This is a genomic window from Caldimonas sp., assembly GCF_046291045.1.
Taxonomy (GTDB): Bacteria; Pseudomonadota; Gammaproteobacteria; order Burkholderiales; family Burkholderiaceae_C; genus Caldimonas.
This window is the reverse complement of record NZ_JBKBSL010000044.1, coordinates 1-19,351: the sequence shown is the minus strand read 5'-3', so window position 1 is coordinate 19,351 and position 19,351 is coordinate 1. Positions and strand designations below refer to the sequence as shown.

Genomic DNA, 19,351 nt, shown 5'->3' with positions numbered 1-19,351 from the left:
GCGCGCCGCCCGCGAAGTCTTCGATGAAGAAACGACTTTCGACCTGCGCCCGCGCAGCTGGCTCGACCGCTGGCGCCGCGCCGGACTGCTGTTGCCAGCGGCAGCCTTGGCCGTCGGCCTGGGCCTGGCCGGCCTGGGCTATGCCGCCTGGACGCTGGCGCGCCAAGAGGCAGCGCCCGTGACCACAACCGCCCGGCCGGCCGAGCCCATGCCCGCGGCCTCCACGGCACCCTGACCGACGAGAGCCTCGATCATGTCTTACATCCTCGATGCCCTGCGACGCGCCGACGCCCAACGCGGGCGCGGCGCCGTGCCCAGACTGGACAGCCAGCACGCCGCCGACCCGGCCTTCGAGAACGAAAGCCCCCGCTCGCGCGCCCCGCTGTGGCTGGCCGTGGGCGTGCTGCTGGGTCTGGCTGTGCCCGGCGTGGCTTACTGGATGGGCCGCGGCGGCGCCCCGGCGCCGATGCCGCCTACGCCGCGGCCCATGGCGGAGGCATCCTTGCCGATGCCTTCATCCTCGCCAGCGGAGGCATCCTCGCCGACGCCTTCGTCCTCGCCAGCGGCGGCATCCCTGCCGACGCCACTGCCCGCACCAACGGCAGCGCCCTCGCCGGCACCGGCCCCGACATCCGCCCCGGCACCCGTGCAAGCCCCACGGCCGGCCCCTGCGCAGGTCGAGGCGCCCCCGCCACCCGCCCCAGCACCGGTGCGCAGCCCTGCCCCGTCCCGGCCCGCGCCTGCTGCGGCACCACCGGTGGCTGCGGCGCCCGCCCCGGTGCCACGCCCCTCCGCCGCGCCGGCCCCAGCGCCGCTGGCCTCCGCCCCTCGGCTACAGGATCTGCCCGACGCCCTGCGCAGCCAATTGCCCTCGCTGTCGCTGGGCGGCCTGATCTATTCGTCCACCCCGGCCGACCGCATCGTCATCGTCAACGGCCAGCCCTACCGAGAAGGCGACGCGGTGGGGCGCGACCTCGTGATCGAGGAGATCCTGCCGCGGGCGGCCGTGATGCGCTGGCGCGACCAGCGCTACCAACTCACCTATTGACGCGCGTCCGAGGCATGCGCTCGAACACGCCGGCCCCTGCGCCTTCGCTGCGCGACATCCCGCGCGGCATCTGGGTGCTGGGCTGCGTGTCCATGCTCATGGACATCTCCTCCGAGATGATCCACGCGCTGCTGCCGGTCTATCTCATGACCGTGCTGGGCGCCTCCGCCCTGGTCGTCGGCGTGATCGAAGGCATCGCCGAGGCCACCGCCTCGATCACCAAGATCTTCTCCGGCGCCCTGTCCGACCGGCTCGGGCGCCGCAAGACGCTCGCCGCCATCGGTTATGGCCTGGCCGCCCTCAGCAAACCGGTCTTCCCTTTGGCGCCCACGGTGGGCTGGCTGGTGGCGGCACGCTTCATCGACCGGGTGGGCAAGGGCATCCGCGGTGCGCCGCGCGACGCACTGGTGGCCGACATCGCACCGCCCCGCCTGCGCGGCGCGAGCTTTGGACTGCGGCAGTCGCTCGACACCCTGGGCGCCTTCCTCGGCCCGCTGCTGGCCATCGGCCTGATGGGGTGGACCCAGGACGCCTTCCAGACGGTGTTCTGGTTCGCCGTGCTGCCCGCCTTCCTGGCCTTCGGCCTGATCGTGTGGGCCGTGAAGGAACCCGCCCACCCACCGGGCCGCCGCCCCGTGCGCGCACCGCTGAGCCGCCGCGAACTGGCCCACCTCGGCAGCGCCTACTGGTGGGTCGTGACCGTGGGTGCCGTCTTCACCCTCGCGCGCTTCAGCGAAGCCTTCCTGGTGCTGCGCGCCCAGGAGGCCGGCCTTGCCCTCATGTGGGTGCCGGCCGTGCTGGTGGTGATGAACCTCGTGTACTCGGTGGCGGCCTATCCGGCCGGTGCATTGTCCGACCGCGCGGGCCGCACCCGGCTGCTGGTGGCCGGGCTGGTCGTGCTGGTGGCTGCCGACCTGGTGCTGGCCTTCGTGCCGGGCCTGTGGGGCGTGGGGACGGGCGTGGTGCTGTGGGGCCTGCACATGGCGCTCACCCAGGGGCTGCTGGCCACCCTGGTGGCCGACACCGCGCCCGCCGAGCTGCGCGGCACCGCCTTTGGCGTCTTCAACCTCGTCACCGGCGTGGCCCTGCTGGCCGCCAGCGTCGTTGCCGGGCTGCTGTGGGACCAGCTCGGCTCCAGCGCCACCTTCCTGGCCGGCGCCGGCTTTGCGCTGGTGGCCCTGGTGGGATTGGTGGCCTTGCAGCGTCGGATGAGCGCCCCTCAGACCCTCATCCCCTGACGCCCTCCACCCCTCCACAAATCCTGCTGGGCCCACCATCGCAGGGCCGCCTTGAAGCGTAACCCCTAGACACAACCCCACAGGTTTCGATACAGGTTCCGCTGCGCAGCGAATGCTTTCCCGCCTACGATGCGATCGTCCTCGAAAAGGGCCGATCGAACACACAACGGCAGGGAGAGAACATGACGCAGCCGCTGTACTACGAATACGCCGTGCAACCCGGCGAGACGATCACAACGATCATCCACAAACTCTATGGATGGTCGCCGCCTACACGCCGCTATGGCGAGATCCTGGATGCCATCAAGGCGCTCAACCCGGAGGTGCCCAACCTGCACAACCTGTGGCCAGGCACCGTGCTGCGCGTGTCTGACGGCACGAGCGCCGTGGCAGCACCCCCGGGCCGCTGTTCCTGAGCGCCTCACCCGACCCGGCCGAGCGCCGGCAGATGTGGGCCATGGCCTGGGCGCAGCGCAGCGGCCTGCTGCTGGCCCCCCGGCGCGGTGGCCATGGGCACCGCGGCCAACCTCTTGAGCGAGGGCAACCTGGCCCTGCTGCGCCAGGTGGGCGAGGAATACGCCGCCTACAAGGCCAGCGGTGGGCGCATCACCAAGGGCCAGTACGATCACCGGCGCCGGGTGCTGGTGCGGCAGTTCGCCGAAAACATGGGGCCCGTGGAGCGTTGGCTATTCCGCGGTGCCAGTACTCAAGAAGCTGTTCGGATTGCCCGCGCGGGAGGCGTGCCCTACGATCACCACATCCAACAGCACTCTGGCCGGTTGCGTGGCTTGGCCAAGGCTGCCGGGGTGGGTGGCATCCTCCTGACGGGTGTGGGATTGACGGCAGCTTGTGTGCAGATCGCGCACACGGTGGATCGGAACGAGAAGAACCAGATCTTTGTGGAGACGGTTTCGAGCACTGTTTTCAGCGGGGTTGGCGGGCTGGTGGTCGGCCTGTACTTGGTATCGAACCCGGTTGGATGGGGGACCGCCCTGGTGCTGGCTGCGACCCTCGCCGGCAGCAGCGCGCTGGTCGGTGAAGGGTTCAGGGCGCTGTATGACCACCGGGAAAAACAACTGGACCTCGTTGACAGCTCAGGCATCGAAGCTCTATGCAAAACCTGATCGATCTCTCAAGCGGCTTGCTCCTGCTGGCCCTGGCAGGAACTCTTCTGCAGTTCGTCTTCTTGGGTGGGTTGCACTTCGCCATGCCGAAAGCGGTGTTGAGCCGCTACTGGAGGCAGCCTTTCTTTCGTCCTTTCGAACTGGCGCTTTTCAAGTGGTGGCTGGCCCCCGTGCGCACCATCATGCTCCTGGCAGTGATGGCCTTCCCCGCATGGGGCGAGAAGCGTGGACTGACCGAAGCCCATCGGCTGGCGCCCCGGTGGTATCAGGCAGCCGCGAAGGTGTGCGTGGTGGGATTGATCGCGGTCTTCGTGATGGCCATCATTGGCTCAGCCGGATTCATGCTGAGCGAGTGGCTGACCGGCGGCCACCCCTGGAAGGCGACGTTTGGTCTGCTGCTTCTTCTCGTGTGCTGGGGGGGTGTCTTCTGGCATCAACGGCATCGGGGCTCTGGCAGGAGCAGGAAGACTGCCCAAGGAGGCCGCTAGCACCAGTGACCCAGGCGCACGGCGGCACGCTGACACTGCGCAACGCCGCGCCGGGGCTGTCGGTGATGGTGACGCTGCCTGGGGCTTGATGCCTCAGGGCGCCGCAGGTCCCTGGCAGTTCACCGGCAGGAAGCGGCGCTCGATGTCGGTGCGGTCGATGCCGCGCGCCACCATCGGCTCGGGTGGCGCGGCGCGGCCGCATACCCAGGCCACCGGCACCACGGGCGCATCTTCCACCACCCCGGGGCGCAGCGTGAGCGTCTTGCCGCGCAGCGCGCCATGGGCCTGGTTCCCGAAGACGATGTGCAAGGCCCCATCTTCCACGGTGAGGCTCGCCACATGATGGCTGACGATGCGGTTCGGTTCGGGCAGGCCGGCGGCGGCATTGTCGGCCGGCAGGCTGGCGGTGGTCCGCCAGGCCAGGGCGATGGGCTGCTTGGCAAAGTCGGCAAACCGCGCGGCCTCGACGATCTGCTCGCGCACCAGGCGGCCCTGCATCGAGGGCACGGCCATCAGCGCGAGGATGGCGATCACGGCCAGCACGACCATCATTTCGATGAGGGTGAAGCCACGATGGGGAGGTCTCATGCGCAAAGGCTGTGCGGGGTCCAAGCCGTCATCTTAGGGCCTCGCCAGCAGGCAGCCGGCGCGGCATCATGGCGATGGATCGCGTGGTTCCAGGAGCCCCCCATGACCGCCTCGTCCCGGATGACCGCCATGGTCTGGCACGCAAGCAGCCAGCCGCTGCGCATGGAAGTCCGTCCCCTGCCCGACCCGGGGCCGGGCCAGCTGCGCCTGCGCGTCCACGCCTGCGCCGTATGCCGCACCGACTTGCACCTGGCCGATGGCGAGCTGCCCTTTGCACGCTCGCCCGTGGTGCCCGGCCACGAGATCGTGGGCCGCATCGAGGCGCTCGGGCCGGACGGTCTTGCTGGCGGCTCGAGCTGGCGGCTCGGCCAACGCGTCGGGGTGCCCTGGCTAGGCCACACCTGTGGTCACTGCCGTTATTGCCACGACGGGCAGGAGAACCTGTGCGACGCCCCCGACTTCACCGGCTGCACGCGCGACGGGGGCTTTGCCACGCACGTGGTGGCCGATGCCCGCTACGTATTCGATCTGGAGGATGTCCCCCTGGACGACGTGCACGCCGCGCCGCTGCTGTGCGCGGGCCTCATCGGCTTTCGAGCCTATCGCTTCGCGGGCCCGGGGCGTCGGCTGGGGCTGTACGGCTTCGGTGCGGCAGCCCACCTGCTGGTGCAGCTCGCCACCGCCCAGGGGTGGCAGGTCTACGTCTTCACCCGCGAAGGCGACACCGCAGCGCAGGCCCAGGCGCGCTCGCTGGGTGCGGTGTGGGCCGGCGCGTCCGTTCAGGTGCCTGCGGCGCCACTGGATGCCGCCATCATCTTCGCCCCGGTGGGGGCCCTGGTGCCGCTGGCCTTGCGGGCCGTGCGCAAGGGCGGCCGGGTGGTGTGTGCGGGCATCCACATGAGCGACATCCCCGGCTTTCCGTACCGGGACCTGTGGCACGAGCGTCAGCTCGTCTCGGTGGCCAACCTCACCCGCGCCGATGGCGAGGCCTACCTGCGCGCCGTGCGCCAGGTGCCCCCGCAGGTGCATGTGCAGGTCTACCCGCTCGCGCAGGCCAACGAGGCCCTGGCTGACCTGCGGGCCGGCCGGGTGCTGGGCGCTGCGGTGCTGCAGCCCTGAAGCGCCGGGCACGGCTCAGCCGAAGGCCTCGTCCACGGTGAGCACCCGCCCCATCTCGCCGGCTTCATACCCCGGCAAGGCGGCTACGCGGCTGCGGTAGGCAACCAAGCCCGCGTTCGAGCAGCGGCCGGCCCAGCAGGGCCTCGCCCTGGCGCAGGAACCCCCAGGCGTGGTGGTGGGACCAGCCCAGCGCACGCACCACTGGGGCGATGCCGCCGCCGTCGCGCATGGCCTCGAGCAGGACCCGCAAAGGGAAAAGGCCGGCGCTCAGGCCGCCGGCGTCGGGGCCGATCTGCCAGTGAGGGCACAGACGCACCGAGGTCATGAAGGCTCCGTTCTCGCTCAGTATGCAAACATTTCTCGCCAGAACGCGCTAGGCTGCGCCTCATCCCACGATCGAAGATCCGGCCATGCCCGCCAAGGTCATCCCCCTGCACCCGCACGAGGGTGCCCCCAGCCGCGAGCGCAGGCGTCAGGCGCCGCGCGGGCGCCAGGTGCGCCCCGAGGCCCTGCGCGAGGTGCAGGCCACGCTCCAGGGAGTGTTGCCACGGCGCGACCATCTCATCGAGGCCCTGCACGCCCTGCAGGACCGCTTCCACCAATTGCGCACCGACCACCTCGCCGCGCTGGCGCAGTGGATGCGTCTGTCGCAGGCCGAGGTGTACGAGGTGGCGAGCTTCTATCACCACTTCGACGTGGTGCGCGAGAATGCTCACGGCGGCTTCGATGCACCGCCGAAGCTGACGGTGCGCGTGTGTGACAGCCTGTCGTGCGAGTTGGCCGGCGCGAGCAAGCTGTTGGAGCGGCTGCCTGCGCTGTTGGGCGCCGACGTGCGGGTGATCCCCGCGCCCTGCGTGGGCCGCTGCCACGAAGCGCCGGTGGCCGTGGTGCATCAGCGGCAGATCGGGCTGGCCACGCTGCAGGCCGTGCAAGCGGCCGTCGCGCAGGGCCAGATCCACGACGAGATTCCGCAGCCCTTGGGCCTCGATGCCTACCGCGCCCAGGGCGGCTATGCGCTGCTGCAGGCCTGCGTGAACGGTCAGCGCTCGGTGGACGACGTGCTCAGGGCCATGGAGGACTCGGGGCTGCGCGGCCTAGGCGGCGCAGGCTTTCCGGCGGCTCGCAAATGGCGCATCGTGCGCGAACAGCCCGCCCCGCGGCTGATGGCGGTGAACATCGACGAAGGCGAGCCCGGCACCTTCAAGGACCGGCACTATCTGGAGCGCGACCCGCACCGCTTCCTGGAGGGTGCGCTGATCGCCGCCTGGGCCGTGGGCGTGGATGCCATCTACCTCTACCTGCGCGACGAATACCACGGCTGCCGCGCCATGCTCGCGCGCGAACTCGCGGCGTTGCAGGCGAACCCGCCCGTGCCGCTGCCGCACATCGAGTTGCGCCGTGGTGCGGGGGCCTACATCTGCGGTGAAGAGTCGGCGATGATCGAATCCATCGAAGGCAAACGCGGCCTGCCCCGGCTGCGCCCGCCGTATGTGGCCCAGGTGGGTCTGTTCGGACGGCCCACACTGGAACACAATTTCGAAACCCTCTACTGGGTGCGCGACATCGTCGAGCGTGGCCCTCAGTGGTTCGCCTCGCACGGCCGCCACGGCCGAAAGGGCTTGCGCTCGTTTTCCGTGTCGGGTCGCGTGAAGCAACCGGGCGTGAAGCTCGCTCCCGCCGGCATCACACTGCGAGAGCTCATCGACGAATACTGCGGCGGCATGTTGGACGGCCACACGCTCTACGCTTACCTGCCCGGCGGCGCCTCGGGCGGCATCCTGCCCGCGCGCCTGGCTAATGTGCCGCTGGACTTCGACACCTTGCAGCCCCACGGCGGCTTCATCGGCTCGGCCGCCATCATCGTGCTCTCGCAACACGATCGCGCGGTGGACGCGGCGCGCAACCTGATGCGCTTCTTCGAGGCCGAGTCCTGCGGCCAGTGCACACCCTGCCGCGTGGGTACGGCCAAGGCCCGAGCGCTGATGGAGCAGCCACGCTGGGACACCGCCTTGCTGGCCGAGCTGTTCCAGGTGATGCGCGACGCCTCGATCTGCGGGCTGGGACAGGCCGCGCCCAACCCCGTGGACTGCGTGATGAAGTACTTCCCCGAGGAGCTCCCATGAGCGCGGTGATGCCACCCGAGGTCGTCATCGACTTCACCCTGAACGGCCGAGCCGTGCAGGCCCGCGCGGGCGAGACGGTGTGGGCGGTCGCCCAGCGCCACGGCATCGAGATCCCTCACCTGTGCCACAAGGAAGGCCTTGCGCCGGCCGGCAACTGCCGCGCCTGCGTGGTGGAGGTAGACGGCGAGCGGGTGCTGGCGCCCTCATGCTGCCGCCCCCCCACACCGGGCATGGTGGTGCGCAGCGACAGCGAACGCGCCGTGGCAGCACAAAAGATGGTGGTCGAGCTGCTGCAGTCCGACCTGCCGCAAACGCCTTACACGCGCCGCAACGAAGTGGACGCGTGGGCGGCGAAGCTCGGTGTGGGCGGGCCGCGCTTTCCGTCGCGCGAGCAACCGGCGCCCGATGCCTCGCACCCGGCCATCGCCGTCAACCTCGACGCCTGCATCCAGTGCACGCGCTGCCTGCGCGCCTGCCGCGATGAGCAGGGCAACGACGTGATCGGCCTGGCCGGGCGCGGCGCGCATACAAGGATCGTCTTCGACATGGGCGACGCGATGGGCAGCTCCACCTGCGTGGGCTGTGGTGAATGCGTGCAAGCCTGCCCCACCGGGGCGCTCAGCCCGGCCCAGGGCGTGGCCCTGGTGGAGGCCGATCGCGCGGTGGATTCCGTCTGCCCCTATTGCGGCGTCGGGTGCGCGCTCACCTACCACGTCAAGGACAACCGCATTCTGCACGTCGAGGGCCGCAACGGCCCGGCCAACCAGGGGCGGCTGTGCGTGAAGGGGCGCTACGGCTTCGACTATGTGCACCACCCGCACCGCCTGACGGTGCCCCTGGTGCGCCGCGACGGCGCGCCCAAGCAGCCGCATGCCACCCTCGATCCGGACCGCTGGCACGCGGTCTTCCGCGAGGCCAGCTGGGACGAGGCCCTGGCGCTGGCCAGCGGCGGCCTGCGCCGCATCCGCGACACGCTGGGGCCCCGCGCACTGGCCGGCTTCGGCTCGGCCAAGGGCAGCAACGAGGAGGCCTATCTCTTCCAGAAGCTGGTGCGCACCGGCTTTCGCAGCCACAACGTCGACCACTGCACGCGGCTGTGCCACGCCTCGTCGGTGGCGGCGCTGCTCGAAGGCATCGGCTCGGGCGCCGTGTCCAACCCCGTGCGTGATGTCGCCCTGGCCGAGTTCGTGCTCCTGATCGGCGCCAACCCCGCGGTCAACCACCCGGTGGCCGCCTCGTGGATCAAGAACGCGGTGCGGCGGGGCACCAAGCTCGTGGTGGCCGACCCGCGACGCACGGACCTGTCGCGCCAGGCCTGGCGCACGCTGCAGTTCCGGCCCGACACCGACGTGGCCCTGCTCAACGCGATGATGCATGTGATCGTCGAGGAGGGCCTGATCGACCCGGCCTTCATCGAAGCCCGCACGATCGGCTTTGACGCGCTGAAAGCCCATGTGGCGGCCTACAGCCCCGAAGCCATGGCCCCGGTATGCGGCATCGACGCCGGCACGATTCGCGAGGTGGCACGCGCCTATGCCACCGCCCGGGCCTCGATGATCCTCTGGGGCATGGGCATCAGCCAGCACGTGCACGGCACCGACAACGCCCGCTGCCTGATCGCGCTGGCCCTGATGACCGGCCAGATCGGCCGGCCCGGCACCGGGCTGCACCCCTTGCGCGGGCAGAACAATGTGCAGGGCGCGTCGGACGCCGGCCTGATCCCGATGATGTTCCCCGACTACCAGCGTGTGAGCGACGCCCAGGCGCGCGCGAAGTTCGAGCGGCTGTGGGGCGTGCCGCTGGACGACCGGCCCGGACTCACCGTGGTGGAGGTGATGGACGCCGCCCTGCGCGGCGAGGTGCGCGGCATGTACATCCTCGGCGAAAACCCCGCGATGAGCGACCCCGACGCCAACCACGCACGCGAAGCCCTCGCCTCGCTCGACCACCTCGTGGTGCAGGACATCTTCCTCACCGAAACCGCGGCCCTGGCCGACGTCGTGCTGCCGGCCTCGGCCTTTCCCGAGAAGACCGGCAGCTTCACGAACACCGACCGCCTCGTGCAGCTCGGCCGCCAGGCCCTGCAGCCGCCCGGCCAGGCGCGCCAGGACTGGCAGATCCTCCAGTCCATCGCCCAGGGCCTGGGGCTGGCGTGGCACTACGCCGACATCGGCGAAGTGTATGAAGAGATGCGCCGGTGCATGCCCAGCCTCGCGGGCCTGAGCTGGGCGCGCTTGCAGCGCGAAGGCGCCGTCGTGCACCCCTGCCCCGCTGAGGACGCGCCCGGCCAGGCCGTGGTGTTCACCGACCACTTCCCCACGCCCGACGGCCGCGGCCGCTTCGTGAGCGCCGACATCGTGCCGGCCGACGAACGACCCGATGCCGACCACCCCTTCGTGCTCATCACCGGCCGCCAGCTCGAACACTGGCACACCGGCAGCATGACCCGGCGCAGCCGGGTGCTCGACGCCCTGGAGCCCGACCCGGTGGGCCTGATGCACCCCCTGGACCTCGAACGCCTGGGCGTGCCCCCGGGCGGCGTGGTCACGCTGCGCTCGCGCCGCGGTGAGGTCGCCCTCTACGCACGCGCCGACGACGGCACCCCGCCCGGCATCGTCTTCGTGCCCTTCTGTTATGCCGAGGCGGCCATCAACAAACTCACCAACCCCGCGCTGGACCCCTACGGCAAGATCCCGGAGTTCAAGTACTGTGCGGTGCAGGTGCAGCCGGGCGGGCAGGTGACGGCCGTGGAAGCCTGAGCCGGATCAAGCGCGCGGGGCCCGGGTTTGACCGGGGCGCCGCAGCCTGCGCACAATGGCTCCGATGCAGCCTCTTCCCACTCCCGACCGCCTGCGAGCGCTGATCGCCCGGCTCGAAGCCGGCCTGCTCGAACGCAGCGCTGCCGTGCGCCTGGCCCTGCTGGCTGCCTTGGCCGGCGAGCACGTGCTGCTGATCGGCCCACCCGGCACGGCCAAGAGCGAACTGGCGCGCCGGCTCCACCTGGCCTTTGCCGACGCCCGCTATTTCGAGCGTCTGCTCACGCGCTTTTCCGTACCTGAGGAACTCTTCGGTCCGCTCTCGCTGGCCGCGCTCGAAGAGGATCGCTATGAGCGCCTCATCGACGGTTACCTGCCCACCGCCGGCATCGCCTTCCTCGACGAAGTCTTCAAGGCCAACTCCGCCATCCTCAACGCCTTGCTCACCCTCCTCAACGAACGCGAGTTCGACAACGGCGTGCAGCGCCTGGCCGTGCCCTTGATCAGTGTGGTCGGCGCCACCAACGAAGTGCCGCACGAGGAAGGCCTGCGCGCCTTCCACGACCGATTCCTGGTGCGCGTGCCCGTGGCGCCGGTGAGCGATGCGCAGTTCGCCGCGCTGCTCACGCTGACACCGCCAGCCTCGGTGCCCACCCACCCGCTGCGCCGCGATGAGCTGGAGAGCCTGCGCCAGGCTGCCGCCTCCGTGACTCTGCCCGACCCCGTGTTGCGGGCCCTGCAAGCCGCCCGAGGCTTTGCGCAGGAGCAGGCCTTGCCCGTCTCTGACCGCCGCTGGCGCCAAACCGTGGCCCTGCTACGCGTGCAGGCCACCAGCGAAGGACGCACGTCCGTCGACGAAGCCGACCTCTGGCTGCTGCCTTATGTGTTGCCCGAGCGCCCCGAGCAAGTGGCAGCCTGGCAGGCCTGGGTGATCGACACGCTGATGGCCTGCCCCAGCACGCAGCGCCCGAGCCTGCAGCGCGCCGTCGAGGCCTTCGAACGCCAATTGCAGATCGAGACCAGCGCCGATCAGGACGATGGCGAAGCCGGCAAGCTCTCGCTGGCGCGCGCCATCGCCCGCGGCGACGACGACCACGCACGCGAAGGGGCCACCATCACCCGCCTCGTGGCCGAGCGTCTGGAAGAGCGGCTGCGCCCGCGCTACAGCCCGGTCCACGTGGCTGCACGCGTGGCTCAGGTGGACGAGCTGCTGCAACGCCTGACCGACGAGCACCGGCGCCTGGAAGCCTCGCGTGCGCAGGTCCATGCCATGCTGCGGCACCGCCTGTGGTGGCCCCCCGAGCTGCGCCAGGCCGTCTTGCAGCGTCACGACGACGCCTGCGTCCGGATGTCAGCCTGGGTCGAGCGCACGCGCGCCGTACGCGAAGGCTTTGCAGGCCTGCCCGTGGACGAGGCCCTGGTCGCAGCGCCACCCCTCCCCATCGCCCTCGAAGCCTGAGCGAAGCCGCGGCGTGGACGCCCCTTACCACCACCTCGACGTCTTGCCCCGCAGCCTGTGGCTACCCGGGCTGGTCACCGCCGCCGGGCACACCGCATCGCGCCTGGCGCAGCTGCCGGCCTGGCGCGCGGCCCTGCTGCGCGGCGAGTTGCCCGATGCGAGGCTCGACTTCGACGATGCCCCCGCCGTGCGGGCCTTTCACGCGGCCATCGGTGAACTGGGCCTGCCCGCGCTGTGCCGGCAGGCCCCGGCCATGGCCGACCAGGTGCTGCGCACGATGCTCTGGCACCTCGACCATTTGATCGATCTGCAGCCCCGCCGCAGCCGCGAGGCTGCCATCGCCCAAGCGGTCACCGAGTTCCGCGCTGCCTGGTCCGTCGAGAAAGGCGATTGGGACGAGGTGATGGCATTGCTGCGCGGCCTGGGCGACCTCGCCCAACTGCGCTGGGACGCCCTGCGGGGCAAGCTGCAATCGCGAGAATGGCGGGAGGCACAACGCATTGCCGAGGTGCTGCAGCGGCTGCCTGCGCTCACCGAACTGATCGACCGCCTGGGGCGGCGCGAACCGTTGCCGGTGTCGCCCACACCATCCCCCGGGGGCTTGGGTCCCCAGCCCACCCCCCTGGTGCCTCGCGTGACCCGACTGATGGACGCCCCCAGCGAGGTTCGTGGCGTGCGCCGCTCGGGCGATCTGTCTCGCCTCTTGGCCAGCGAGGCCGCGCAGATGCACCACCCCGTGCTGCGCCGCCTGTGGCGCGCGCGGCTGGTCGAGCGCCAGTTGCTCACCCTCGAAGACGAAGCCGAGCTGGTCGAATGGGTGCCCGACCCCTACCCTGCAACCCGACCCGCCTGCCCAACGCCGACGCCCCAGGGCCGCGGCCCCTTCATCGTCTGCCTCGACACCTCGGGATCGATGCGTGGTGCGCCCGAAGCCGTTGCCAAGGCGGTGGTGCTGCAAGCCCTGCGCACCGCGCACGCCACCCAGCGCGCCTGCCGCCTCATCGCTTTTGGCGGGGAGGACGAAATCGTCGAGCACGAACTGTCGCTCACCCCACAGGGTCTGGACGCGCTGCTCACCGTGATGGGCCAGGCCTTCGACGGCGGCACCGATCTGCAACTGCCGCTGGCCCGAGCGATCGAGGCCGTGCACGAGGCCGGCTACACCCAAGCCGACCTGCTGATCGCCAGCGACGGCGAGTTCGGCGTCACACCGGCCACCCTCGCCCAGCTCGACGCGGCCCGTGAGCGCTTCGGCCTGCGCGTGCAGGGCGTGCTCATCGGCGACCGAGAAACCATGGGCCTGCTGGAAGTGTGCGACGACCTCCACTGGGTACGCGACTGGCGCCGCTACGCCGCCGACGGCCGCCACACCGACGGATTCACCCCCGTGCACAGCAAGAGCCTGACGGCGCTGTATTTCCCGAATGCGTTGAGCCAGCGGGCGGCGCGGCATCGCCCACGCTGAGGCGCGCCTGGATGCTCAGCGCATCGCCAGCGTCTCGATCACCGCCCCGCCGAGGCTGCCCGAGGGTCACATCGCAGCGATGGCGCGTGCCATCGCGAGTATTCGCCACGCGGACGCGATCGGTCGACTGCCGGATCTAGGCTCAGACGGACCCACAGGCCACACACCGACGCGCTGCGGCCCGAGTGCAGGCCGAATCTCCAGCGGCTGGGTGCGTCAGTTCGAAGACGGCTTGCGCTTTAGCGACGTCGCGATGCACCACTGCGCCGCCCAATAGGTGGACAGCACCCACAGCGACGCCTGCGGCAGCGGATCGAGGAACTTGTTGATGGCCAGCAGCGCATCGGAGCTGACGAAGAGCAAGCCCCCCAGCGCCGCGTAACCAGCCTCACGCGACAGCGGGGCCGTGCCTTCGCGCAGCCACCAGGTGGCCGCCTGCGCCGCCATGGCGGCCAGGCAGACCACATAGGCCACCACCGGGATCTGCAACGCCCCGGGCACGCCCGGCCACAACTGGGCCAGCATCGCCGCACTCAGCACGCCATACAAGGCCCAAGGCTGCCACACCGAAGCCAGGCGGGTCGTGGACGTGAAGGCCACCAGATAAGCCAGGTGCGCCAGCAAGAAGGCCAACAGCCCGGCCACAAAGCCGCCCGGCCACATGAGCGCGACGTCGCCGAAAAGCGAAAACACCAGCCCCACCAGCACCCAGGTGCGACGCCGCGGCACGTCGCCCGTGCGTGACCAGGCATAGGCAATGATGAGGATCGTAGTCAGCGGCTTGAAGACGAAGCGCAGGACCTCGGCATCGAGCGCACCCGGCCCGCTGAAGATGGCCAGCAGGGCACTGGCCACCAGCACCCAGGGCAGGGTGTAGCGCCAGGCAGTGGCCCAGGGGATGGCGGTGTGTGTCATGGGCGCCAATTCTGGGAGACCCACCAAGGCCATGCCACTGGGAATCGCCCGATGGTGGCTCCTTCAGCCGACCGACAGAGCTGAACCCTGCAACCAAGACTTCGGTACAAAGTCACGGGTCGTGACGGCGTCCCGCGACGGACTTCCCCCAAAGGGGGGTACTCAAGCGCGCCTGTCCGACGCACGATTCCTTACAAAGAGAAACGCCGGCAGGTGGCCCTGCCGGCGTTTCGGGTACGAACTCGGTCTTTCGACCGATTCTTATTGCAGCAACGGCTCTCACCCCGGATAGCTACAACGGGGTGGATTATGCGAAGGGAAACAATGTCCGACAAGCCCCCCATGAATCTCGGTCCCTTGACGTTCGGGTTCGACATCGGCATCGCCTCGGTCGGTTGGGCCGTACTGGGCGAAAACCGTATCGTGGATCTGGGTGTCAGAACGTTCGAGAAAGCCGAGACGGCGGACCGTGGTGAATCACTGAACCTGGCCCGGCGCACGGCCCGCTTGATGCGGCGCCGCCTGTACCGGCGGGCCTGGCGTCTGACCAAACTGGCCCGTCTGCTCAAACGGGAGGGATTGATTCCCTCGGCAGACTTCTTCAAATCACAGCCCGGATTTGGCGACTCCACTTGGTCGTTGCGCAAAGAAGGCTTGGACCGCAAGCTGGAACCCATCGAGTGGGCGCGTGTGCTCTACCACCTGTGTAAGCATCGAGGCTTCCACTGGTTCAGCAAGGCCGAGGAAGCCAAGGCTGAAGCCGACGCCAAGGGTGAGGGAGGCAAAGTCAAGCAAGGGCTGTCTCGCACCCAGGCACTGATGGAAGAGAAGGGCTACCGCACGGCGGCCGAGATGGTGCTTGCCGAGTTCCCAATAGCACAACGCAATAAGCAAGGCAGCTACGAAAAGGCTTTGTCTCGCGTTTTGCTCGATCAGGAGCTTGGCAAGCTGTTCGAGGCGCAGCGCCTGCATGGGAACCCGCACGCTGGACATGCTTTGGAACAGGCCATCCGCGGCCAGGGGGATCTCCGCAGCGGACTGTTCTGGGAGCAACGCCCCGTGCAGTCTGTCCTGTCCATGCTCGGTAAATGCACCTTCGAGCCCGCCGAATTCCGTGCGCCCAAAGCCAGCTTCACCGCGGAGCGCCATGTCTGGCTGACCCGACTCAACAACCTACGTGTCATCGTCGATGGCGAATCTCGCCCGCTCACCGAGGCAGAGCGCCGGCACGCACTCCCCCTGCCCTACCGGGCGGGTGAGAAGTACACCTACAAGAACCTGCGCACGGCGCTGGTGAAGTCGGGACTTCTGTCTGAAGGCTTCCGCTTCGGGGGCTTGTCCTACCCCAGCGAGGCGCAAAAGGAAGCCGGCAAGGCCAAAGACCCAGAGGAGCAGATCCTGGTCCGGCTCCCTGCATGGCATGCGCTGCGCCTGCACCTCAAAAAAGTGGGGCTGGAAGCCGAATGGCAGCAGATGGCGGTCGCCGCTTTGGAGGGTCAACCTGATCTGCTGGACGACATTGCCTGGGTGCTCAGCGTCTTCAAGGACGATGGCGAGATCCGCGCTGAACTTGCGAAGCTGCCTTTGCCCGGTGGCGATCGCATGATCGAGGCCCTGATGGCACTGAGCTTCGACAAGTTCCATGCGCTATCCCTCAAAGCGCTGCGCAAGATCGTTCCACTCATGGAGCAAGGCCTGCGCTACGACCAGGCCGTCGAGCAGATTCCTGAGTACGGGCACCACAGCCAGCGGTTCGTGCCAGGCGGAGGTGCGCACAGGTATCTGCCCCCGTTCTACGAGAACGCGCGCACCAAGAGCGGCAGCATGAAGTTCCGCAACGGCCTGGACGTGCCGCGCAACCCTGTTGTGCTGCGCGCGCTCAACCAGGCGCGCAAGGTATGCAACGCGCTGATCAAAGAGTACGGCGCGCCCGCGTCGGTGCACATCGAGATGGCGCGAGACCTGTCGCGTCCGCTGGACGAGCGGCGCGACATCGAGAAACTGCAGAAGGAGTATCGCGACAGGAACGATGCCGAGCGCCAGCGCTTCATCGACGAGTTCGGCCGCAAGCCCACGGGCGTGGAGTTCGAGAAGTGGATGTTGTATCGCGAGCAGCACTGCAAATGCGCGTACTCGCTTGAACCGCTCGAACTCGACCGGGTCATCAACGACCCGAGCTACGTGCAGATCGACCACGCCCTGCCCTACTCGCGCAGCTACGACGACAGCAAGAACAACAAGGTGCTGGTGCTGACGCGCGAAAACCAGAACAAGGGCAACCGGACGGCTTACGAATACCTCACCAGCTTCCCGGGAGGCGAGGAGGGGACTCGCTGGCGACAGTTCAAGGCGTGGGTGGAAACGAATAAGTCCTACCGACAAGCCAAGCGCAACCGCTTGCTGCGCAAGAACTACGGCCCGGAGGAGGCGCAAGGCTTCAAGGACCGCAACCTCAACGACACACGCTACATCTGCAGGTTCTTCAAGAACTATGTCGAGCAGCACCTGCAACTGGCCAGCGACAGCACGGCCCAACGCTGCGTGGTGATCAACGGCCAGCTCACCTCCTTCCTGCGAGCACGCTGGGGCCTGTTGAAGATCCGCGAGGAAAGCGATCGCCACCATGCGCTGGACGCTGCCGTGATCGCCGCGTGCAGCCACGCCATGGTCAAACGCCTGGCCGACCATGCCAGGCGCAAGGAACTGGAGTACTTGCGCGAAGGCTTCCCCGATCCCGAGACTGGGGAAATCCTCAACCCCGGCGCGCATCAGCATCTGTCGGAACGCTTCCCTGAACCGTGGCCTCATTTCCGCCATGAACTGGAGAAGCGTCTCAGGACCGACTCCGTCGAAGAGCTGCGCGCGGAAATGGCGCGGCTCGGGACCTATCCGCCAGAAGCGCTGCAGGCCTTGCGCCCCTTGTTCGTCTCACGCGCACCGCAGCGGCGTAACGGAGGAGCGGCGCACAAGGACACCATCTATGCACAGCCGGAGCGCCTGAAGTCCAAGGGCAGCGTCACCCAGAAGGTGCCGTTGTCCAGCCTGACACTGAAAGACCTGGACAAGCTGGCCGATCCGCATCGCAACGAAAAGCTCTATGCCGCCATTCGCGCCCGCCTGGAAGCCCATGGCGGCAAGGGAGACAAGGCGTTCCCCGCGAACGACCCGCTGCGCAAGCCCGACAAGGAAGGCAACCCCACCGGCCCCATCGTTCGATCGGTGACGATGGTCATCGACAAGATGAGCGGCATCCCCGTGCGCGGGGGCGTCGCCAAGAACGACAGCATGTTGCGGGTGGATGTGTTTGCGAAGGACAGCAAGTACTTTGTGGTGCCGGTATACGTCCATCACCGCGTCACCGGCCTACCGAATCGGGCGATCGTCGCGTACAAGGAAGAAAGCGAGTGGACTGAGATCGATCAAAGTTTCGAGTGGTGCTTCTCGCTTCATCCTAACGATCTGGTCAGTGTTCACCTGAAGAAGGAAAAGTTCAGGGGGTACTACGCAGGCTGCGATAGGTCTACGGGTGCTATCAGTCTTTGGGCTCACGACAGAAGCGCCGACGTTGGAAAGGATGGCCTTATCCGCGGCATTGGCGTCAAGACCGCCGTCAAGGTTGAGAAACTCCACGTCGACATCCTCGGCCGCATCTACCCAGCCCCCCCGGAGAAGCACCGTGGTCTGGCGTAGCGTGGTCATCAACCAGCCGGCTCGCCTAAAGCGCGAGCACTTCTCGCTCGTCGTCGAGCAGGAGCAATCGGCGCGTGTGCCCTTCGAGGACATCGCCGTGATCGTGCTGAACCACCGCGAGATCACGCTGACGCATCCGGTGCTGTCGGCCTGCGCCGAGTACGGCATCGGCTTGTATGCCACCGGCGACAACCACCAGCCCAGCGGCGTCTTCCTGTCTTTCCAGAGCCACAGCCGCGCCACGCGCATGCTGCGCCTGCAACTGGCGCTGGACAAGCCCACCGGCAAACGCACCTGGGCAGCCATCGTGCAGCGCAAGATCGCCAACCAGGCCTTCTGCCTGCAAGTGATGAAAGCCGGCGACCATGAGCGCCTGTTGTCGTATTCCCGGCGTGTGCGCTCGGGCGATACAAGCAACATGGAAGCCCAGGCCAGCGCCTACTTCTTCCCGCAACTGTTCGGCCGCAACTTCCACCGCAGTCAAGAAAACTGGGTCAACGCCGCACTCGACTATGGCTACGCCGTGATGCGCGGCGCCGTGGCCCGCGCGCTGGTGGCCCACGGCCTGCTGCCTACCGTCGGCATCTTTCACAGCAGCGAGCAGAACGCCTTCAACCTGGCCGACGACCTGATCGAGCCCTATCGGCCGCTGGTGGATCTCCACGTGGCCAAGCATCGCAACCCAGATGACGGCGCCGAGCTGACCCCCGCAGACAAGGCCGCTTTGGTGGCATTGCTCAATGTGGATGTGGCCATGCCACGCGGCATGATGAGTGCGCTGTCATCGATCGAGCAGGCCGCTGAATCCCTGGCTCGCATCTACGACGGCGGCAGCGAGGTGTTGCTGGAATTGCCCCAGATCGTGGGCCTTCAGCAGCACCGCCACGAGATGTAGCCTCGCAGGGTCATGGGCAAGGACACGAGACGATACATGCGATTGCTGGTGTTCTTTGACCTGCCCGTGACCACCCGCGCCGACCGGCGGGCCTACACGCAGTTCAGGCGCTTCCTGCTCAACGACGGATACGACATGATCCAGTTTTCCGTCTATGGCCGCATCCTGAACGGCAGCGACGCCGAGGAGAAGCACATGAAGCGGCTGCTGGCCAACCTGCCGCCCGAAGGGTCGGTGCGCGTCTTGACCGTCACTGAGAAGCAGTACGCCAGCATGAAGCTGTTGGTGGGCCTGCCGCTTTTTCAGGAAAAGCAGGTCAATGCCAGCCAGATCGTGCTGTTCTGACCGTTTCGGACAAAAAGAAAACCCGCCCAGGCCAAGCCTGGAGCGGGTTTCCGCGGGCCGAGAGTGTAGCTATCCGGGGTGAGAGCGGGAGCTACAAC

Annotated in this window: 16 protein-coding genes and 1 pseudogene; 14 read left to right on the top strand and 3 right to left on the bottom strand. The window is 68.3% G+C overall.

What is annotated here, in order from left to right; translation table 11 throughout:
- The 6 genes and pseudogenes from ACK4ZD_RS13525 to ACK4ZD_RS13500 all read left to right on the top strand — a co-directional run.
- A pseudogene (locus ACK4ZD_RS13525) lies at positions 1-235 on the top strand (type II secretory pathway protein ExeA); the annotation flags it as partial.
- Between the two features lie 18 nt (positions 236-253).
- Positions 254-1,048 carry a general secretion pathway protein GspB gene (locus ACK4ZD_RS13520; protein WP_409663096.1) on the top strand — a complete coding sequence of 265 codons (795 nt, stop codon included), beginning with the start codon at positions 254-256 and terminating at the stop codon, positions 1,046-1,048.
- 14 nt (positions 1,049-1,062) lie between these two features.
- Positions 1,063-2,286 (top strand): MFS transporter, encoded by a 1,224-nt coding sequence (locus tag ACK4ZD_RS13515; protein WP_409663093.1) that lies wholly within the window; start codon positions 1,063-1,065, stop codon positions 2,284-2,286.
- A gap of 182 nt (positions 2,287-2,468) precedes the next feature.
- A complete protein-coding gene (locus ACK4ZD_RS13510) occupies positions 2,469-2,702 on the top strand; it encodes a LysM peptidoglycan-binding domain-containing protein (protein WP_409663090.1) in 234 nt (77 codons plus the stop codon).
- 93 nt (positions 2,703-2,795) lie between these two features.
- On the top strand, positions 2,796-3,410 hold the full coding sequence (locus ACK4ZD_RS13505; RefSeq protein ID WP_409663087.1) for a hypothetical protein: 615 nt from the start codon (positions 2,796-2,798) through the stop codon (positions 3,408-3,410).
- Positions 3,398-3,898 carry a hypothetical protein gene (locus ACK4ZD_RS13500; protein ID WP_409663085.1) on the top strand — a complete coding sequence of 167 codons (501 nt, stop codon included), beginning with the start codon at positions 3,398-3,400 and terminating at the stop codon, positions 3,896-3,898. Before ACK4ZD_RS13505 ends, ACK4ZD_RS13500 begins: the two co-directional genes overlap by 13 nt.
- Positions 3,899-3,991: 93 nt before the next feature.
- Here the strand turns inward: ACK4ZD_RS13500 and ACK4ZD_RS13495 are convergent, their stop codons facing one another.
- Positions 3,992-4,486, bottom strand: coding sequence for a pilin (locus ACK4ZD_RS13495; RefSeq protein ID WP_409663082.1), 495 nt, complete (start codon positions 4,484-4,486; stop codon positions 3,992-3,994).
- A gap of 120 nt (positions 4,487-4,606) precedes the next feature.
- Here ACK4ZD_RS13495 and ACK4ZD_RS13490 point away from each other — a divergent pair, with 120 nt between their 5' ends.
- On the top strand, positions 4,607-5,605 hold the full coding sequence (locus tag ACK4ZD_RS13490; RefSeq protein ID WP_409663099.1) for a zinc-dependent alcohol dehydrogenase family protein: 999 nt from the start codon (positions 4,607-4,609) through the stop codon (positions 5,603-5,605).
- A gap of 64 nt (positions 5,606-5,669) precedes the next feature.
- On the opposite strand, the gene ACK4ZD_RS13485 is transcribed toward ACK4ZD_RS13490, so the two are convergent.
- The gene (locus tag ACK4ZD_RS13485) at positions 5,670-5,930 is read right to left on the bottom strand and encodes a hypothetical protein (protein WP_409663079.1); all 261 of its coding nucleotides are present in this window, start codon (positions 5,928-5,930) and stop codon (positions 5,670-5,672) included.
- Positions 5,931-6,015: 85 nt separating this feature from the next.
- Here ACK4ZD_RS13485 and ACK4ZD_RS13480 point away from each other — a divergent pair, with 85 nt between their 5' ends.
- From ACK4ZD_RS13480 to ACK4ZD_RS13465, 4 genes are all read left to right on the top strand, one after another.
- A complete protein-coding gene (locus ACK4ZD_RS13480; protein ID WP_409663076.1) occupies positions 6,016-7,728 on the top strand; it encodes an NADH-ubiquinone oxidoreductase-F iron-sulfur binding region domain-containing protein in 1,713 nt (570 codons plus the stop codon).
- The gene (gene fdhF / locus ACK4ZD_RS13475) at positions 7,725-10,487 is read left to right on the top strand and encodes a formate dehydrogenase subunit alpha (protein WP_409663073.1); all 2,763 of its coding nucleotides are present in this window, start codon (positions 7,725-7,727) and stop codon (positions 10,485-10,487) included. Before ACK4ZD_RS13480 ends, fdhF begins: the two co-directional genes overlap by 4 nt.
- A 64-nt stretch (positions 10,488-10,551) precedes the next feature.
- Complete coding sequence (locus ACK4ZD_RS13470) at positions 10,552-11,943, top strand: AAA family ATPase (protein WP_409663070.1); 1,392 nt, start codon at positions 10,552-10,554, stop codon at positions 11,941-11,943.
- Positions 11,944-11,956: 13 nt separating this feature from the next.
- Complete coding sequence (locus ACK4ZD_RS13465) at positions 11,957-13,408, top strand: VWA domain-containing protein (RefSeq protein ID WP_409663067.1); 1,452 nt, start codon at positions 11,957-11,959, stop codon at positions 13,406-13,408.
- A gap of 216 nt (positions 13,409-13,624) precedes the next feature.
- Here ACK4ZD_RS13465 and ACK4ZD_RS13460 read toward each other — a convergent pair whose 3' ends face one another.
- Positions 13,625-14,323: a lysoplasmalogenase gene (locus ACK4ZD_RS13460; RefSeq protein WP_409663065.1), complete on the bottom strand. Its 699-nt coding sequence runs from the start codon at positions 14,321-14,323 to the stop codon at positions 13,625-13,627.
- Positions 14,324-14,665: 342 nt separating this feature from the next.
- Here ACK4ZD_RS13460 and cas9 point away from each other — a divergent pair, with 342 nt between their 5' ends.
- Genes cas9 through cas2 form a run of 3 tightly spaced genes read left to right on the top strand, consistent with a single transcriptional unit; the run spans position 14,666 to position 19,253 of the window.
- Positions 14,666-18,013 (top strand): type II CRISPR RNA-guided endonuclease Cas9, encoded by a 3,348-nt coding sequence (gene cas9, locus ACK4ZD_RS13455; protein ID WP_409663063.1) that lies wholly within the window; start codon positions 14,666-14,668, stop codon positions 18,011-18,013.
- Positions 18,000-18,908 (top strand): type II CRISPR-associated endonuclease Cas1, encoded by a 909-nt coding sequence (cas1, locus tag ACK4ZD_RS13450; RefSeq protein WP_409663060.1) that lies wholly within the window; start codon positions 18,000-18,002, stop codon positions 18,906-18,908. Before cas9 ends, cas1 begins: the two co-directional genes overlap by 14 nt.
- 36 nt (positions 18,909-18,944) lie before the next feature.
- The gene (gene cas2 / locus ACK4ZD_RS13445) at positions 18,945-19,253 is read left to right on the top strand and encodes a CRISPR-associated endonuclease Cas2 (protein ID WP_409663057.1); all 309 of its coding nucleotides are present in this window, start codon (positions 18,945-18,947) and stop codon (positions 19,251-19,253) included.
- Positions 19,254-19,351 lie beyond the last annotated feature (98 nt).

Coding starts and splice junctions, on each gene's coding strand:
- ACK4ZD_RS13520 (WP_409663096.1), top strand. CDS start 254: ATGTCTTACATCCTCGATGCCCTGCGACGCGCCGACGCCCAACGCGGG.
- ACK4ZD_RS13515 (WP_409663093.1), top strand. CDS start 1,063: ATGCGCTCGAACACGCCGGCCCCTGCGCCTTCGCTGCGCGACATCCCG.
- ACK4ZD_RS13510 (WP_409663090.1), top strand. CDS start 2,469: ATGACGCAGCCGCTGTACTACGAATACGCCGTGCAACCCGGCGAGACG.
- ACK4ZD_RS13505 (WP_409663087.1), top strand. CDS start 2,796: ATGGGCACCGCGGCCAACCTCTTGAGCGAGGGCAACCTGGCCCTGCTG.
- ACK4ZD_RS13500 (WP_409663085.1), top strand. CDS start 3,398: ATGCAAAACCTGATCGATCTCTCAAGCGGCTTGCTCCTGCTGGCCCTG.
- ACK4ZD_RS13495 (WP_409663082.1), bottom strand. CDS start 4,486: ATGAGACCTCCCCATCGTGGCTTCACCCTCATCGAAATGATGGTCGTG.
- ACK4ZD_RS13490 (WP_409663099.1), top strand. CDS start 4,607: ATGACCGCCATGGTCTGGCACGCAAGCAGCCAGCCGCTGCGCATGGAA.
- ACK4ZD_RS13485 (WP_409663079.1), bottom strand. CDS start 5,930: ATGACCTCGGTGCGTCTGTGCCCTCACTGGCAGATCGGCCCCGACGCC.
- ACK4ZD_RS13480 (WP_409663076.1), top strand. CDS start 6,016: ATGCCCGCCAAGGTCATCCCCCTGCACCCGCACGAGGGTGCCCCCAGC.
- fdhF (WP_409663073.1), top strand. CDS start 7,725: ATGAGCGCGGTGATGCCACCCGAGGTCGTCATCGACTTCACCCTGAAC.
- ACK4ZD_RS13470 (WP_409663070.1), top strand. CDS start 10,552: ATGCAGCCTCTTCCCACTCCCGACCGCCTGCGAGCGCTGATCGCCCGG.
- ACK4ZD_RS13460 (WP_409663065.1), bottom strand. CDS start 14,323: ATGACACACACCGCCATCCCCTGGGCCACTGCCTGGCGCTACACCCTG.
- cas9 (WP_409663063.1), top strand. CDS start 14,666: ATGAATCTCGGTCCCTTGACGTTCGGGTTCGACATCGGCATCGCCTCG.
- cas2 (WP_409663057.1), top strand. CDS start 18,945: ATGCGATTGCTGGTGTTCTTTGACCTGCCCGTGACCACCCGCGCCGAC.